The 14,684-nt window shown below is 48.2% G+C and carries 21 protein-coding genes; all 21 read right to left on the reverse strand.

What is annotated here, in order from left to right; translation table 11 throughout:
* Positions 1-54: 54 nt before the first annotated feature.
* Entirely contained in the window at positions 55-441 is a 387-nt protein-coding gene (locus WC659_01380; protein ID MFA4872568.1) for a hypothetical protein, read from the reverse strand.
* A 49-nt stretch (positions 442-490) separates the two neighbouring features.
* Positions 491-862, reverse strand: a complete 372-nt coding sequence (locus tag WC659_01385; protein ID MFA4872569.1) for a pilin — start codon at positions 860-862, stop codon at positions 491-493.
* Between the two features lie 444 nt (positions 863-1,306).
* On the reverse strand, positions 1,307-1,717 hold the full coding sequence (locus WC659_01390) for a hypothetical protein (GenBank protein MFA4872570.1): 411 nt from the start codon (positions 1,715-1,717) through the stop codon (positions 1,307-1,309).
* 141 nt (positions 1,718-1,858) lie between these two features.
* A complete protein-coding gene (locus tag WC659_01395) occupies positions 1,859-2,326 on the reverse strand; it encodes a hypothetical protein (GenBank protein MFA4872571.1) in 468 nt (155 codons plus the stop codon).
* Between the two features lie 31 nt (positions 2,327-2,357).
* Positions 2,358-3,725: an extracellular solute-binding protein gene (locus WC659_01400; protein ID MFA4872572.1), complete on the reverse strand. Its 1,368-nt coding sequence runs from the start codon at positions 3,723-3,725 to the stop codon at positions 2,358-2,360.
* A 150-nt stretch (positions 3,726-3,875) separates the two neighbouring features.
* On the reverse strand, positions 3,876-4,760 hold the full coding sequence (locus WC659_01405; protein MFA4872573.1) for a UTP--glucose-1-phosphate uridylyltransferase: 885 nt from the start codon (positions 4,758-4,760) through the stop codon (positions 3,876-3,878).
* A gap of 180 nt (positions 4,761-4,940) precedes the next feature.
* Positions 4,941-5,477, reverse strand: a complete 537-nt coding sequence (locus tag WC659_01410; protein ID MFA4872574.1) for a nitroreductase family protein — start codon at positions 5,475-5,477, stop codon at positions 4,941-4,943.
* Positions 5,478-5,659: 182 nt separating this feature from the next.
* Positions 5,660-6,250, reverse strand: a complete 591-nt coding sequence (locus WC659_01415; protein MFA4872575.1) for a histidine phosphatase family protein — start codon at positions 6,248-6,250, stop codon at positions 5,660-5,662.
* A gap of 13 nt (positions 6,251-6,263) precedes the next feature.
* On the reverse strand, positions 6,264-6,881 hold the full coding sequence (locus tag WC659_01420; protein MFA4872576.1) for a hypothetical protein: 618 nt from the start codon (positions 6,879-6,881) through the stop codon (positions 6,264-6,266).
* A 60-nt stretch (positions 6,882-6,941) separates the two neighbouring features.
* A complete protein-coding gene (locus WC659_01425; GenBank protein ID MFA4872577.1) occupies positions 6,942-7,961 on the reverse strand; it encodes a hypothetical protein in 1,020 nt (339 codons plus the stop codon).
* 84 nt (positions 7,962-8,045) lie between these two features.
* Positions 8,046-8,219 carry a hypothetical protein gene (locus WC659_01430; GenBank protein MFA4872578.1) on the reverse strand — a complete coding sequence of 58 codons (174 nt, stop codon included), beginning with the start codon at positions 8,217-8,219 and terminating at the stop codon, positions 8,046-8,048.
* Positions 8,220-8,236: 17 nt separating this feature from the next.
* Positions 8,237-8,749 (reverse strand): SET domain-containing protein-lysine N-methyltransferase, encoded by a 513-nt coding sequence (locus WC659_01435; protein ID MFA4872579.1) that lies wholly within the window; start codon positions 8,747-8,749, stop codon positions 8,237-8,239.
* Between the two features lie 5 nt (positions 8,750-8,754).
* The gene (locus tag WC659_01440) at positions 8,755-9,771 is read right to left on the reverse strand and encodes a hypothetical protein (GenBank protein ID MFA4872580.1); all 1,017 of its coding nucleotides are present in this window, start codon (positions 9,769-9,771) and stop codon (positions 8,755-8,757) included.
* 13 nt (positions 9,772-9,784) lie between these two features.
* Positions 9,785-10,282, reverse strand: a complete 498-nt coding sequence (locus WC659_01445) for an AAA family ATPase (protein MFA4872581.1) — start codon at positions 10,280-10,282, stop codon at positions 9,785-9,787.
* A complete protein-coding gene (locus WC659_01450) occupies positions 10,282-10,908 on the reverse strand; it encodes a GNAT family N-acetyltransferase (GenBank protein MFA4872582.1) in 627 nt (208 codons plus the stop codon). Before WC659_01450 ends, WC659_01445 begins: the two co-directional genes overlap by 1 nt.
* A gap of 24 nt (positions 10,909-10,932) precedes the next feature.
* The gene (locus tag WC659_01455) at positions 10,933-11,703 is read right to left on the reverse strand and encodes a class I SAM-dependent methyltransferase (protein MFA4872583.1); all 771 of its coding nucleotides are present in this window, start codon (positions 11,701-11,703) and stop codon (positions 10,933-10,935) included.
* Positions 11,704-11,977: 274 nt separating this feature from the next.
* Complete coding sequence (locus tag WC659_01460) at positions 11,978-12,640, reverse strand: nucleotidyl transferase AbiEii/AbiGii toxin family protein (GenBank protein ID MFA4872584.1); 663 nt, start codon at positions 12,638-12,640, stop codon at positions 11,978-11,980.
* Positions 12,598-12,843, reverse strand: a complete 246-nt coding sequence (locus WC659_01465) for a hypothetical protein (GenBank protein ID MFA4872585.1) — start codon at positions 12,841-12,843, stop codon at positions 12,598-12,600. The genes WC659_01460 and WC659_01465 overlap by 43 nt, the downstream gene beginning before the upstream one ends.
* 71 nt (positions 12,844-12,914) lie before the next feature.
* Complete coding sequence (locus WC659_01470) at positions 12,915-13,517, reverse strand: methyltransferase domain-containing protein (GenBank protein MFA4872586.1); 603 nt, start codon at positions 13,515-13,517, stop codon at positions 12,915-12,917.
* Positions 13,518-13,541: 24 nt separating this feature from the next.
* Entirely contained in the window at positions 13,542-13,907 is a 366-nt protein-coding gene (locus WC659_01475) for a hypothetical protein (GenBank protein ID MFA4872587.1), read from the reverse strand.
* Positions 13,908-13,942: 35 nt separating this feature from the next.
* The coding region (locus WC659_01480; GenBank protein MFA4872588.1) for a hypothetical protein at positions 13,943-14,684 on the reverse strand (742 nt) is incomplete at its 5' end.

Here is a 14,684-nt window from a genome sequence, read left to right on the forward strand (position 1 = left end):
TTGCTAAAAAGTAAGCTGCAATGTTATACAGTGCAAATGCGCCGAAGAGTTAATTTAAAAAAGCTTATCAATGATGAATGCGGTAAGCGCGTAGGATACCACGATGATGACAAGGCCTATGCCTGCGTTTTCTATAGTGCCTTTTGCTTGAGTGACTATTTCTTCATTGCCGCGCGCGGTCATCCATTTGATGCCGGCGTAGCAGATGAGCGCGAAAAAGATGACGCCAATGAGCGCGAGAATATCGCGGATGATGAGGCCGATGAGTTGAGGAAGAGAAGCGCCGGTGTTTAAGCCGATGTACGTCGCCATTTGCTTCACGCAGTACGCATCATCACTGTCCGGCGTGCCGCACTCCGCAAACGCAACGAGCGGTACCGTGAATACCGCGATTATCAATGCCCCTGAGAATAGGTATCGAAAAGGGGAGAACCGCAGCATAGGAGGTACCGCTCGCTTATAAACGATAGGTAGTAATGAGTCTGGCCGTTTAAGTGGATTGTTCGAGTACGGAGAAGACAAACCTCGTGATAGCAAAGGCGACAAAGATGATGATAAGGCCGACGACGCCCTGACCAATCGCTTTCTTGCCGGATTCTACTCCTTCCTCGTTGCCACCTGCGGTCATCCACTTGAAGCCGCCCAAAAGGATGATGACGAGCGCGACGATGCCGAGGATGCCAAGAGCGATATTGATAATCTGCGCGATCGTGGCGCGGACATCGCGCGTGCCAAGCCCTGCACCGGTGCCATAGAATACGCCAAAGCGGTCAGTTTGCGCGACTACTAAGGTGGGGATGATAACCGCTGCGGTGGTAACGGCTCCTGCGATGAGATGTTTGCCGAGCGTGCGATAGTTCATAAAAATAAGACTTTTCAGTATTGAAACGGGAGGAGCGCTCCCTTAGGCGCCGTAAAAAAATAACATATTCACCACTTTGGGCTGTAATAAGGTTTATAGCCGTACTACAGCGGTTATTATGATGATTAATTGGAAAGGTTATTTTTTTAAGCGCCCTTAGATATGTGTTTTAGCGATTTTTTGTTAACCGTCGACCTTTGTGGATAATATTGATTACTCGTCTTTTCACTGTGGATATTATACGATATTTTGCACCTAAAAAGCAATGTAAGGAATGGTACGCGCTCACTGGACCCCCCCTCTGTCATCCTGACCCCGCAAATGCGGGGGAAGGATCCCCGGCGTATGCCGGCCCACATCCGTGGGAGATTCTTCACTTCGTCCCGATTCCATCGGGACTTCGTTCAGAATGACGACATCAGTGAACACTTACAAGGAATGTATTTATGGCGTAAAACCGGGATTGGTAGGGGTTATGACCTTAAAGATAAAGCTTAATGCTACATATGAGCCGATAACTACGATGGAACCTATTAGCGCCCAGACCACCGTATCTCTCCCCTTTTTCACTTGTTCGGGGTTGCCTGCGGATATGACCCAGTAGATGGCGCCCACGAGGAACATCATGAGGGCGACGGCGCCGCTTAACGGGAGCACGGTGGTAATAAAGCGGCCCACGAGCGTGGCAATGTCAGGGCCTTCTCCGCCACAACCGCCGCCGATAGGATTGCAGATTTTTTTGGCATAATCCTCAACGGCAAGTGCGGCACGAGGGCCAAGGATGAACAAAGAGCAATAAACAAAGAGCAATGAACAAAAAGTAGTGAGTGTGCTGGCGCTTTTTTTTAATTTCATAATTAGATAGTAGTAGACAAATATTTTTTCAGTGATATTCGGTGCGTACTTCTGTGTGCATTCAGTGTAAAAAGCTTCTCTCACGGAAAAATCTGAATCCTACACGGAAATGCACTGAATGGTGTTAAGATCTTATTAAGACTAGGCGCTATAGAATGCCTTTTGCAGGCCTTTAAAGAATACATCGAGGATGGCAAAGGAGGCGGCTGCAAGCGCAAGCCCCAAGAATGCCCATACGATCATGCCTTTCCCTTTCTCCACTGATTCGCTGTTTCCGCCTGCGGTCATCCATCGCACCGCGCCGAGGATGACCATAATGAACGATACCACCCCCACCAGTCCCATCACCATCTGCAGTGCGGTTCCGAGGAGTCCAAGCAGTCCACCTGGTGTATTAAAGAAAGGGTGGCAGAGCTCTCCCTTATTCCAGTCCTCCTTGCCGCATTCGGTGTTTACGGGAGTGGCAGGTACGACAGCGTTTTGAGCACGTACCGAGGCAGTAGAGAAAGAAATTATCAGGACACAGATTATCAGCGCCATTCCTATTCCAATAAAATCCCAAATCCTAATATCAAATTTGACATTTGGAATTTGACATTTGATTTTCATTTGACATTTGGAATTTGACATTTGATTTTCATTATAACGTTTGATTCACCTGCTGTGCGCAGAAGTTGATCGCATCGCTCACTGTTTTCGAATTATCTATCACCGCATCAATCATCGCGCGCATCGCGGTTTCCATGGCACCCGGATTGCGGCCGCGGTACCAGGTTTGGGCGGTGAAGAGCTGGTTCACGAAGGGTTTAAGATCCGGGTCTTCCGCATACTTTGCGATGAGGCTCCGGAGCGCGGGCGGCTTTCGCGCGCGGTCAAGATACGCGGTCACGCGTTCCGGGCTCGTGGCAAAGAGCACCAGGTCCCATGCGACCGCTTGGTGGGGAGAGCGCCGCGCGACGCTTGCGAGCCAGTAATTGGCAAAATTGACTTCTTTCCTTCCCGCATCCGTGCCGTCGCTATTCAGGTGCGGCACTGGCGCGATGCCGGTGTCAATTTTTGGCCCTTGGGCACGCAAATAGGGGAGCTGATAAGAATATCCAAGGAACATACCCAAACGTCCCGTGGTAAAAAGCGTTTGCGCTTCTTCGAGCGTACTGTTCCAGGTATAGACTTCCTTGGTAGGTTTCGCAAAATCAGTGTAGAAGCGCAGGGCATCGGCGCCGGGAGAGAAGAGTTCGCCAGTCTCAAGCCACACCCCCTCATGGAAGCCTGCGCTTCCATTTTTTATCATCTGCGTGCCGGTTTGGAGCATGAGGAGCGTCAGGATATCCACGCTTCTGTTGTTATTCGCGCTGCCGCCGAGGTTTATGCCGGACTGCAGAAGCGTGCCGGTGGTGTCTTGGATGGTGAGCTTCTTCACCATGTCCTTCACCTCGGTCCAGGTTTTCGGAGGGACGGTGATTTTCGCCTGGTCAAACAATTCATGGTTGTAAAAAAGTCCCAAAGTGTCCACCGAGAGCGGCAGTCCCACGACCGCATTGTTCCTTACCGCATCATTGAGCACCGCGCTCACGAAGCGCTCTTTCACATCCTGGGGGGTAAGCGTTTTTTGTTCTCGATAGACCGCCGCGCTCTTCTCCACCCCTTTTTCAGGGTTTACAAGAACAGGCAATTTTATGGTCGCTGGCAGGGGTGCGATCTTTGGCTCGTATTTGCTGGTCCAGGTATTATGGATGAAGAAAATGTCTGGTCCCTGCTCTTCCGCCCAGCCTTCAAGCAGCGCGCGTTCATATTCTTCATACCTTAATTTTTTATAGGCAATGCTAACGTTGGGGTGCTGGCTGGTGTAGGCGGCAAACACATCCTTGAACATATCTGAATCGTCAAACACACCCCACCACTGGATGCGCACGGGCTGTTTGAGCTCCCTGAGCGCGGCGACGTCTCCTTGCTTGCAGCCGAGGCCGGTTAGAGGCATGACTGCCAGCGCGAGGAACAAGACGAGCATATTTCGCCGATGAGGGATGATCTTGAGGAGATGACGAAAATTTCCAATTTCCAATTTCCAAATTCCAAACAAATTCCAAATTCCAATGACCGAATATTTGGACATTGAGATTTTGGATTTCATTTGACATTTGAAATTTGACATTGGGGTTTATTTATATGAATGGCTGAGACGTTTCTTGAGCCATGAATAGAACGGTGGTTTCAGTTCAGGTCTTGCTAATGCAAAATCCACATTCGCCTTCAGCCAGCCGAGTTTGGAGCCGAGATCGTAGTAGGTTCCTTGTACCATGCAGGCATAGACCGGACGGCGCCGTGCCAAGGTCATGATCGCATCCACGAGCCAGAGCTCGCCGCCCCTTCCCGGGCGCGTGCGTTCGAGGATGGGGAAGATGTCGGGCGTGAGGATGTAGCCGCCATGGGAAGCGAGCCGCGAGCGCGTCGCGGCCGGACCCGGCTTTTCCGTAATAGAGGTGACTTGGTATACCCGAGGCTCTATCTTGGCGCCTTCAATAATGCCATAGTGATTCGTGCCGGCGCGGTCAGTGGGATATGCCGTGATGACAGGGTCGGTGTATTTTTCCCAGACGCGCATCAATTGCGCGAGGTGCGGCGTGGTTCCTAAAAATAAATCATCTCCCCATGCCACCGCGAAAGGCTCATCGCCGATGAGGTGACGGGCATTGAGCACCGGCGTGCCATTGCCATAAGGCCCTTGTTGGCGGAGGTACACGAAATGTGCGAGCGTGGAAATTTTTTTCACTTCTGCAAGCTCTTTCTTTTTGCCCGCTTTTTTAAGCCACAGTTCCAGTTCCGTATTGGTGTCGAAATGGTCTTCGGCCGCGCGCTTATTCTGGTTCGTGACGAATATAATGTCAGTGATGCCGGCCTCAACCGCTTCCTCCACGATGTATTGCAGGACCGGTTTGTCGACAATGGGCAGCATCTCTTTGGGGAGCGCTTTGGTCGCCGGCAAGAACCGGGTACCCAATCCCGCAATGGGGACGATAAGTTTGGTTACTTTTTTCTGCGTCATATTCTACTTATAGTGTAGCAGAAAGAGGTATGACAGGGAATGAGTGATACCGTAACTGTTCACTTAGAGTTTTCTCCGCTCGGAATGCACAATTTTTCTGCGGACGCGACCACGCAGCTTGAACGCCTAAATCCTCGAAAAATTGACATTCCTTCGCGTTAAGGCGAAGCCAATGAGAAGTTATATGCTGCACTGCCACCCGTTGAAATGGATACGTTCTTCATGATAGCGATTTTCTGGCTGTCGCGTTTCGTTTGCTTCCAGATTTGCGGGATAGCCGAGGGGGATAAGCGCGAGCGGTATGATGCGATCGGGTATTTTGAAGAGAGCACGCATGGCTTGCATGCGCTCCTCTCTGGGGTAAATGCCGGTCCATACCGCGCCCAATCTCAGTTCATGTGCGGCAAGGAGGATGGTATGCGCGGCAAGGCAGCAGTCTTGGATGAGGTAGCCTGGTACAGGGGTGAGTTCAGGGTCGCCGCATACGAGGATGGCCGCGGCTGCTTGCGGCGCCATCGCGGCATGGGGGTGTATCCGCGGGATTTCTGCGAGGAGCGTTTTGTCCGTGATGACGATGAAATGCCACGGTTGTTCGTTGCGCGCGGACGGCGCCTGCATGGCGGCGCGGAGCAATTGGTTTATTATTTTTTCGGCAATCGGTTTATCCTGATAGTGCCGGACACTTCTTCTCGTATGGATCGCTTCTAAGGTGTTCATACCCAGTATATCAACATCCAACGCCACACACGACTGGCGTTGAATGGTTATAGTGAATAAATGCGACTAGGATGGAATGATGCATAGTATGATTTAGAATAGAGGTGTGGCGGTCGGTGAGGGAGGCGTGAAAATTCTGCGTAATGCTTTTACCAGAATCCTTTATATGATTAATTTTTTCTCTACGTAAGGTTAGCCTCCCTATTGGATGTTGTATGACTGGGCATACTAAAATTTATTTCATGCAATGCATAGGTCCAGCCGGGTTGCCAGCGCCAATGTGCGGTGAGCGCGTGCGCGAGCGGTATGCGGTGAATGATATGATCAAGCGCGTAATGGGTTGCCCGGTGCCCGATGATGAGCACTTTTTTCCCATCATAATGCGCGAGGAGATCCTGCAGAAATTGTTTCATCCTTTCCGTGGTTTGTGTATAGCTTTCACCTTGGGGGAACGGCACCTGGATGCGGTGTATGCGCTCTGCTTCCACTTCGCCTTTGGAACGCCGGGTCCATGCTCCATAGTCGCATTCGCGCAGCCGCCGGTCTTTGATGAGGGGAATACCGCGCCCCTTGAAAGCGATTTCTGCGGTATGAGAGGCGCGCCTCAAGTCTGAGGTGTAAACCGCATCAAATGAAGTGTCCTTGTAGCGCGCTCCCATCTCATGCGCTTGTTGCCTGCCGAGCGCTGAAAGGTCAACATCATAGTGGCCGGATGCAATCTCGTTTTCATTATCCGTCGTGGTTGCGTGAGGCGCAAATATAAGGGTGACCATAGTGCGCGGATAATTATTTCCCCGTGAGTGCGCCTAACATAACGATAAGGTAGATACCGACGGTATTGAGAAGGAATGAGAGGGGCGCGAGTTTCCGTATGTCGTAGCGATAGTAGCTTAAAAGGGCGATGCCGAACTCGTCGGGAAGCGGCGAGAGGATAATAAGGGAGCCAATGACCGGCCCGAGCCAAAGGAATACTTTTGTGTGCAGGATTTTTCCCGGGTGCAGGGCAAAAAAATGGTGTTCGGCAAAAAATATTTGGAGTTCTGAAAACAGATGATTACGTAAGAAGCGGAAGAGTATTAGATCCGCGCACATGGCACCCAAGCCTCCCAGGAGCGCGGTGAGGAGCGGTGAGAGGGATTCGCCAATGTAGTAGAAGGTCACAGTCGCGATTGCCACGGTAAAGGTGGAAGAAAATAGGATGCCTGCAAAAAATGCGCCGACATACCCATAGGTGCCCAGCCGGTGGAGCAGGACCGCAAAGGCGTCTATCTGGGTAAGCGCGACCGCGGCGATGACGCCTGCCGCCGCAAAAAGCATATTGGGGTATTTGAGGCGCATTATTTCAATAGGTTCTCGTATCGGATTCTCAATGGTTTTATAGTAGCGTGGCAGCTTGTCTGCCACTGATTGGTCGGAGACAAGCTCCGACGCTACCGATTTGAGAAATGCCGAAAGTGTAATTCATTACCATTTCCTCTCTATGTTAAGGATATCATTTAAGAGGCGGTAAAGTAAGGTTACTCTTTTTTCTTGCTCCTTTCTTGGCTTCTCGCTCGCGGTGATGTCGGCGAGTATAGTCCCCAGTATTCTCTCTAGCAAGCTCGCCGCGATCAGGCGGCCGTACTTTTTAATTCCCAGCGTATCAGCGACAGGTCGCAATACGCGCATCCACTCATCCACTCCTTTTTTCCATTTTCCATACGGCAGCCGCCAGTCGGCGGACATAAACCAATCAGCCCAGATGATGAATCCAAACTCATACCCTTCGGGATACAAATGCGTGTGGGCGAAATCAGTAAGGTAATAAAGGTTTTGGTTATGTATTTTGTAGAGTTCATGCGGTTTGAAATGGCCGTGGCACCAGACCATCTTCCGCGTTTTGAATTCCTGCCGGATGCATTTGAGCGCTTGTGCGTATCTTGGCAGGAATGCGTTCGGATCAAGCATTGCCTTTCGCCGCGCGCTTTCTTGCGCGTGCGCAAGCTCGAACCAGCGGTGGATGCGATAGTGATGAAACTCATCGGCAGGCAGCCGCTCCGCAAGCGTTAAGGGGCGTGTAGGCTTAAGGGGGAAATGAGTCCTGTATTCCAGATACAGTGCGGCAAATTCTTTTTTATTAGCTACTGGCTGACTAAAGAAACGGCCTTTTTCGGGCAGCTTTTCCATGATGAGCCATCCTTTATGCGGCGAGAGTATTTTATAGCGATAGACTTTTGGCGCTACAAGCATTGTGCTCGTATTGATCCGGTTGAACGCGATTTGGTCACGCGGTTCGTAGGTGATGCGCGGGTCGTCGTAGAGTTTCAGCAGGGCGGGTTCTCCCCTAAGCGTGCCTTCGAAGATTATATTCCGGACGCGGTCTGGGGTATAGTACGCACCACGGTATATTTCGCGGCCAAGCGCAAAGCCTACTTCTCGGGCTATCCTTTCTGCTTTATTATGGAGAAGTGTGCGGGGTAGAGGATTATGTGCTGACATTGGCATAGTGAACATTATCGTTGCCATTAGTATAACATAACAAAAACACTCCTGTTATAGGAACCAGAGTGCAATTTTTATTAATAGTATTTAATTTTTCTCGCGTTTCTTCATGAGTTCCTTTTTCAGGCTGTCAGGTATCGGCTTGCACGCGCAGCGCTTCGCATGCGCAAGGCGCCATCTCAGCCGTTGTGCTTCCGTTGGTCCGCCCGCTGGCGGATTTGGCATCTTATGTTTCAAGCGCCAAGATTTACTAAGGGGCATACTATTGGCGTAGATTATTATGTAAGCTGTTCGTCAACGAGTTGTCGGATTTTGTCTTTATAATATTTGACGTAGTGATTGTCCAAGAGCGGCAAGTATTCGATTTGGAGTTCTTTGGGGAGATGGAAAAAGTCGGAGTGAATGGTTTTACGACAGCGCTTTGCTCCGCAATTGCACTGCCAGACGACGTCGCCGATGCCGTTGATGCAGTAGTCGCCCGTCACTTCTTCATCCTTCGCAATCGGGCGCAGGGCAAAGACGTAGCGGATACCGTGTATCGTTTTCACAAAGGTATTGGGGTCGCATGAATGGTTGATATGCCGTTCCGGCTCCTGCATATAAATCACCGTGCTGTCGGGGAACCAATCGCAGTGGGTGTCGGTTTCTCCCTTGTCCGTGCGCAATGGATTGTCGTCAGTCACGATGCGCGAATCATCGATGGCGAGCACGATCTCGCCTTTTGCGATTGTCTGCTTCGTAAACACTCCCTTGCCTTGGATTTTGGAATCAGCTACGTAGACTTTGGACATATGTATTAACGGGTAATGGAATTCAATTGTGTTTGCGCATTCCATAAAAGCGGTTTTGTTTTTTCTATCCATTCAAGCGCGAACGTTTCGCTTTTCCCCCGATAGAGCCACCACTGCCATTTTTCAAGAAGTTTTAAGAATATGCACGCCTGCAATGCCGATTCATTATAAGGGGATTCAGACTGGTAACCACGCGCCAATGCAGTGAGCGATCTTTGATCGCCCGTTGCGATCATCGCCCAGACACACGCAATTGCCAGATCGATGAGCGGGTGCGAGATTTTCGGATCAGGGTCAAAAAATGTAATTGTTTCAATGCCAAACGTGTTGTGTACCCCTGGATCGTCGTGGATGAGAGATGGCTGTGTTCCCGATCGCAAGTCATTCTCTACGAGTGTGATGGCAATTGAGATAAGGTGTTTCTCATTTGTGGTTAATAATTTTTCTGCAGTCAACAGCTCTTGCTTTTCAGGAGTAATCATTGACTCTATTTCTTCCCTGAACGTTGGGTGCTGCCCTTTGAAATTATCCACATCAACAACATCGCCAAAATCTATACCCTTTGCCCGGTGCATGAGAGCGAGCCCATTGCCCAATTTTTCATATACGGACAGTTGGTACTTCTTCGACTCACGCAGAATATCTTCGGTGGTTCCTGTAGGTATGTATTCAAGTATTGCGACACATGCATCGAAATCACTATTCGGTTTGATTAATTCCAGCACCTTGATCACCCTTGCTCCCACTTCGTGCCAGCGCTGTAAGAATGCAACTTCGATCAGTAGCTTTTGGGGATCAGAAATTGATTTAACGATATACGTTCCACTTTTGTCCCTTACCTTGCACACCACAGAGCCGACGTTTTGCCCAGTATAAAAGCATTCGACCACAAACGACTCTTTGTCCAAAAAACTATGTAATGGCAATTGTCCTATGATCTTAGGAAACGTTTTCCGGAATTTCTTCTCAAGAGGAGACATCCACTCGAGGGTTTCTGGGTTGTCAGCAAGCGTCGTGTGCATGTGGTTCAATTATTTATTTCGCGACTGATATCTTCGTGAGTATTTCATCAATACATTTCTCAAGCGGCCTGGTCGCGTCAATCACTGTGCCATGATCGAATTTCGCAGTTTGATTATACACCGCCCGGACCGCGTCTTCACCGTGTGGGGGGTTTCTTTTCGCGTCTCGTGCAATGCAGATCTCCACGGGCGCTTTCAAGGTGAAGACGTAGTGGGGGAAGACGAGGCGCTTGATTAAATCTTCAATCTGGGATTTCCAATAAAAATTGCCATCAAAAATGACGGGCATGCTGTCATCTAAAGCCTGCTTCGCTTGGGGAGCAATTATTTCATTCACTTTCAGGAAACTCTTTTGCGAGATATAACCGTCTTCGTGGTCATAGGTTAGGTTATGGGCTTCAAGTACGTTATCAACTTGAAAGCATTTAGCATTCAATTCCTTCGCAAGCGTTTCCGCCACAGTCGTCTTCCCACATCCCAACGGGCCTCGGATAATAATGAAGTAATTCATCAAGGTTTTTGTCTTATGCTCATGATCATATCCATTGTTATTTTATTGTCTTTATTGTTAAAGGTACCCAATATTTTAAATCCGTGCTTCTCGTAAAATTTAATCGCCCTTTGATTGTCTCGTAAGACTCCTCCCCATAGAATGATTCGCTCTTTCCCAAACTGACGGGCAATATGAATACAGATAGGAAATAAAGCAGACCCCATCCCTCGATTTTGTAGTCGGTCAGCAATACAAGGGCCAAATCTACAATCGGTGTGAGGGTCAAGTGTAATAGTATATTTTAAAAATCTTTGCGTATCGCCTTCCGGAATGTCAAAGCTATACTCAAACAGGGCGATTATTTTTTCATCGGATTCATCGGTAACAACGAATCGCAGTTTATCATAACGATTAATAGCATCGCACAGTTCTTTTGCGGTACGTATATCATAACTATCGAGTGTGTAAAATTCACGTGTTTGAGGGGATAGGTCTTCGAGAAATTGGGCAAGAAGTGTTGCGTCGTGTGGCTCAAGGGGGCGGAATATCACGTCTTCTCCGGTAGGGAGAGTAATTTCAAACGTGAGGAGGCTAGGTGATTTTGCTACTTCAGACAGTGTAAGCGGCATAACTGTTTCTTTCACAATTATGATTTGCTATCGATTTCCTTACTTTTTTCTCGCCAGGATGGTGAACATGCCGGGGAGGTAGAGTTCAGAATGTTCCCAGGTGCCGGGTTTTGGGGTGCCATTCTGATAGAGATCTGGCGGGGCTTCTTGGACGTATTCGATAATGAAGCCGCATTCGAGCAGGCCGTTGAAAGCATCTTCGAGCGTATGGCGGAATTCAATGACACCTTTGTCCCTTGCTCTCTTTTTCTCTTTCACGGAGTAAGGAATCGAGACGCGGTAGCCTGTACCGTCCCATGAAGTCTCATCAATAAATTGCGCAAGAGGGTTCATTGCATCGGCGCGATAGAGCCCCCCTTGCCGCAGTACGCGCGCGACTTCCGCGTATACTTTTTTCACATCAGGTATATATGCCATTGATGGCGCCTGATAGACAAGATCAAAAGAATTCTTTTTCAGCATCGAGAGGTCGCTCATATCTCCTTGATTAGTCGTAACATGGTAACCGTAATGTGCGGCTGCTTTTTTATCGCCCGCGAGTTGCCCTTCCGCAATATCCACTACGGTCACGCGCGCGCCAAGGATGCCGAACACCGCCGATTGTTGGCCTCCGCCTGACGCAAGACACAATACGTCTTTGTCTTTCACGTTTTCAAGCACGCAGGCAGGAAATATTTCATTTAAATGTTTTGGCGCACGCGCGAGTTTTCCTTGCGCGTATTTCTTCACAGCCGCAGGATCCAAATCCAACCACGGCACGGTAAATCCGCACTTTTCTTTTACCATCTTTTCCCACCATGCTTTATTCATGGAGACGATTGTTTTTTTTGTTCATACATTTGGTTCGTGATGTTCTATAATTATCTTGTCTTAAATTTTGGCATCTTGTGTTTCACGTGTCAGGATTTATTGAGGGGCATACGCCTAAGGATCTGAATGATACCCTCTACGTATGATATGTGTACCTAAGGCGCCCTGCAAAAATAACTTCCCACTTTGATTAACTGCTTTGCCTGAAATAATGGCATAATGTATCAGAATGATCCTACAAGTTATTTTTTCTGGCGCCCTAAGGTGGTGTGCATTAGTCTAAAAGTTGGCTCTTGAGGCTTTTTGCGCACGTGACAAAATAGGCGTGAATGTTCCCTTCACTGAAGGGGATATGCATGCGAGGAAGGTCTTTGAGTTTGGGGAAACGGATTAGCTGTGCGCCGAGCTGCAGTGGATCGATGTGAAAATCGAATTTAACCCGCGCGTGCTTCACCAGTTCATCAAGCGAATACCCTTCCCGCGTCATAAGGAGGTAGAGGTCGATAAAATCTCGGGAGCGGGGATTTTGATATATCGTAAATATTTTATTTACGGCAATGTCGATTTTGGAATCGATGCGAATGCTTTTTACGGTCAGCGGTTTTTCGATGTGAGGAAATGGGAAATAGGTGAACTCGGTTTTTAATTGTGCGCCATCGGGAAACGTGAGGAAAAACAAATTCCGATTGAAACTTTGCTGTGAGGTGAATGAATCGAATCGGAGGACCTTCTTTATCGTATGCAACCAGGCGCTGACAGCGAGCGGATCAATCTCTTGAGTCGAGAAAAAATCCAAATCTTCACTCCACCGGTGAAAATAATAAAAACCGGCAAGCGCGGTACCGCCGGTAAGGATAAATCTGTCCGTCAATGCAGGCTGTTTCCCGAATTCATTCAGGAATTGTTTTTGGCGTTCAGTGAGGATGGCTGGTCCCATAACAGGAGTTCAAGGTACTCTTTCTTTGCCGGATCGAGCGTTAGTTGATGCCAGAGCTGTTTCAGAAGCGTTTCATTTATTTTTTCATCCTTTTGAGTTTGTACGCCAAAATTGATCCGCTGTTCGAGCGCCCATTTCTGGTACGCGCGCGGATTTTTTTTCCGAAATTCTTCTGTGTTTACCGACCAATGGTGCAGGTTCATATGCACTATTTTAACAAAAAGAAAGGTATTTGTACAGCGTTTCTAAGAGCAGGGATTTGGGTTCATCAGTATTATTTTGTCGCTACCGCTTCTATGAATGCGGATTTATAGTGGTGATAGACAGAGGAAGTTTTGCGGATGTTGAGTATCTTGAAGGAGGTAAGCATCTCGGCCATGTACGCTTTTGAGAAAAAATGGCGGACGTGGCCCAAGTAGTACATATCTGGTCCCGCTTTTTTTCCCTTTCCGCAGAGCGGGTCGTCTATGGATTTGCATTTTACAAAGAATAATCCCTTTGGTTTCAGGGCGCGGTGGATTTTTTGGAATATGCGGCGGGTGGTGCGGTTGTCAAAATAGTGGAGGCTAAGGTGAGCGTAAATGACGTCAAAGGAATTTTTCTTAAGTTTTACCGTGCGCATGTCGCCGGGGATGCAGTGTATGCGCGAATTGCGGGATTGAATGGCGCGGATGCCGCTTGAAGATCGGTCAATCGCGGTTACTGAGAGCCCCTTTCGCGAAAAATAGCGCGCATCGCGCCCGGCGCCGCAGCCGAGGTCGAGGATGGTTTTAAATTTTTTTGTTTGTATAAATTTATACGCGCGCACCGCGAAGCGATTCGGAGGCTCCATCGGGCGCGCGGCCCATTTATTTTTCCAGTATTCTGCGTTGTTCATATTTTTCTAAAGTATATTTTATTATTATTTCTGGATCGCCTTTTTCTTCCATCCGGCAATTACCGGCAGCACAAAGGTCAACACGTAATACAAATAGACGTCGAGCTTATAGTAGCCGTCGGCTGGTTTCAGTGCTTTGACGATAAAGAAATAGTCAAATACCACGGCAATCACCGTCCATACTATGGCCAACGTCACATAATACTGAAAATAATTTCCTTTTACTTTTTTAAATAATACCCAAAGCGTGATAATTATCCCGATCGGCATGATAACCCAGCCAATAAGAGAAGGCGGCACCATTGCGAAAAGAATCATGCCCAGCGCGTAGCCTATAAGCCAGAGCACAAAGCCCCACCCCAGCGCATCTTTAAGTAGTTGTTTGTTCATAAGTTTCTGCATTAAGTATTTGTGTAGATCGAATTTTAGGTATGTGGGTCATAAATTATATTTTCTTTTCCGAGGGCGATATCGAATATGGTAGGTTGAGTTGCGGTGGTTGGGTTTTTTTCAGATACTACCAGGAGCGCCCTCGATGAGTGAATCGAACCCCGTTCGCTACCTGGTTTCAAGTGGATTTTTGTCTTAGACATGACATCAATAATCTTTTCCGCCTCTATGGGCGTCATTCTATTTTCTCGAAGAGCAAGCCAAACTTTATCTCCATTTTTCTTTTTTAAACAAGCAACAAGTTGATCCGAGGGTAAAGCAATAGAATCCCAAATATTATCATGGATTTCTGCCTTAGAAATAAGTATCTTAAAAAGAAGTTTGTTTTCGAAGGTTGGTGGGGTAATCCATTCAATACGGGGGTCATCAACTTCTTTGGGATCACTAAAAGGTTCCTTAGCTGATGTAGATGGAACTAATATTGCGATACTTGGTGTCCAACCCTTTGTAAACTCTCCCGGTTTATTCCATCTTACTAAGACTCGATCGGATTCATTATCTTTCCTTTTAAGTTCTTCAACAAAAGCGATCCGCCATATCCCTGAACTATGAAGACTGACCTTAAAGACCTGAAGTGCGTTAGTTGCTCCTATTGAGTATTTCCAATTAGGTTGACAATTAGGTCTTCCGGTGAGATCATGGAAGCATACGATTAAATAACACCATGCTCGTATGTTACCATCATCCCATCGGGATCGAACGGCGCGGGAGCGCCGG

The organism is Patescibacteria group bacterium, from assembly GCA_041645165.1.
Classification (GTDB): domain Bacteria; phylum Patescibacteriota; class Patescibacteriia; order 2-02-FULL-49-11; family 2-02-FULL-49-11; genus 2-02-FULL-49-11.

Bases quoted from the DNA above. Each gene is read 5' to 3' on its own strand.
- WC659_01380 (MFA4872568.1), bottom strand. From the start codon at position 441: ATGCTGCGGTTCTCCCCTTTTCGATACCTATTCTCAGGGGCATTGATA.
- WC659_01385 (MFA4872569.1), bottom strand. From the start codon at position 862: ATGAACTATCGCACGCTCGGCAAACATCTCATCGCAGGAGCCGTTACC.
- WC659_01390 (MFA4872570.1), bottom strand. From the start codon at position 1,717: ATGAAATTAAAAAAAAGCGCCAGCACACTCACTACTTTTTGTTCATTG.
- WC659_01395 (MFA4872571.1), bottom strand. From the start codon at position 2,326: ATGAAAATCAAATGTCAAATTCCAAATGTCAAATTTGATATTAGGATT.
- WC659_01400 (MFA4872572.1), bottom strand. From the start codon at position 3,725: ATGCTCGTCTTGTTCCTCGCGCTGGCAGTCATGCCTCTAACCGGCCTC.
- WC659_01405 (MFA4872573.1), bottom strand. From the start codon at position 4,760: ATGACGCAGAAAAAAGTAACCAAACTTATCGTCCCCATTGCGGGATTG.
- WC659_01410 (MFA4872574.1), bottom strand. From the start codon at position 5,477: ATGAACACCTTAGAAGCGATCCATACGAGAAGAAGTGTCCGGCACTAT.
- WC659_01415 (MFA4872575.1), bottom strand. From the start codon at position 6,250: ATGGTCACCCTTATATTTGCGCCTCACGCAACCACGACGGATAATGAA.
- WC659_01425 (MFA4872577.1), bottom strand. From the start codon at position 7,961: ATGCCAATGTCAGCACATAATCCTCTACCCCGCACACTTCTCCATAAT.
- WC659_01430 (MFA4872578.1), bottom strand. From the start codon at position 8,219: ATGCCCCTTAGTAAATCTTGGCGCTTGAAACATAAGATGCCAAATCCG.
- WC659_01435 (MFA4872579.1), bottom strand. From the start codon at position 8,749: ATGTCCAAAGTCTACGTAGCTGATTCCAAAATCCAAGGCAAGGGAGTG.
- WC659_01440 (MFA4872580.1), bottom strand. From the start codon at position 9,771: ATGCACACGACGCTTGCTGACAACCCAGAAACCCTCGAGTGGATGTCT.
- WC659_01445 (MFA4872581.1), bottom strand. From the start codon at position 10,282: ATGAATTACTTCATTATTATCCGAGGCCCGTTGGGATGTGGGAAGACG.
- WC659_01455 (MFA4872583.1), bottom strand. From the start codon at position 11,703: ATGAATAAAGCATGGTGGGAAAAGATGGTAAAAGAAAAGTGCGGATTT.
- WC659_01460 (MFA4872584.1), bottom strand. From the start codon at position 12,640: ATGGGACCAGCCATCCTCACTGAACGCCAAAAACAATTCCTGAATGAA.
- WC659_01465 (MFA4872585.1), bottom strand. From the start codon at position 12,843: ATGAACCTGCACCATTGGTCGGTAAACACAGAAGAATTTCGGAAAAAA.
- WC659_01470 (MFA4872586.1), bottom strand. From the start codon at position 13,517: ATGAACAACGCAGAATACTGGAAAAATAAATGGGCCGCGCGCCCGATG.
- WC659_01475 (MFA4872587.1), bottom strand. From the start codon at position 13,907: ATGAACAAACAACTACTTAAAGATGCGCTGGGGTGGGGCTTTGTGCTC.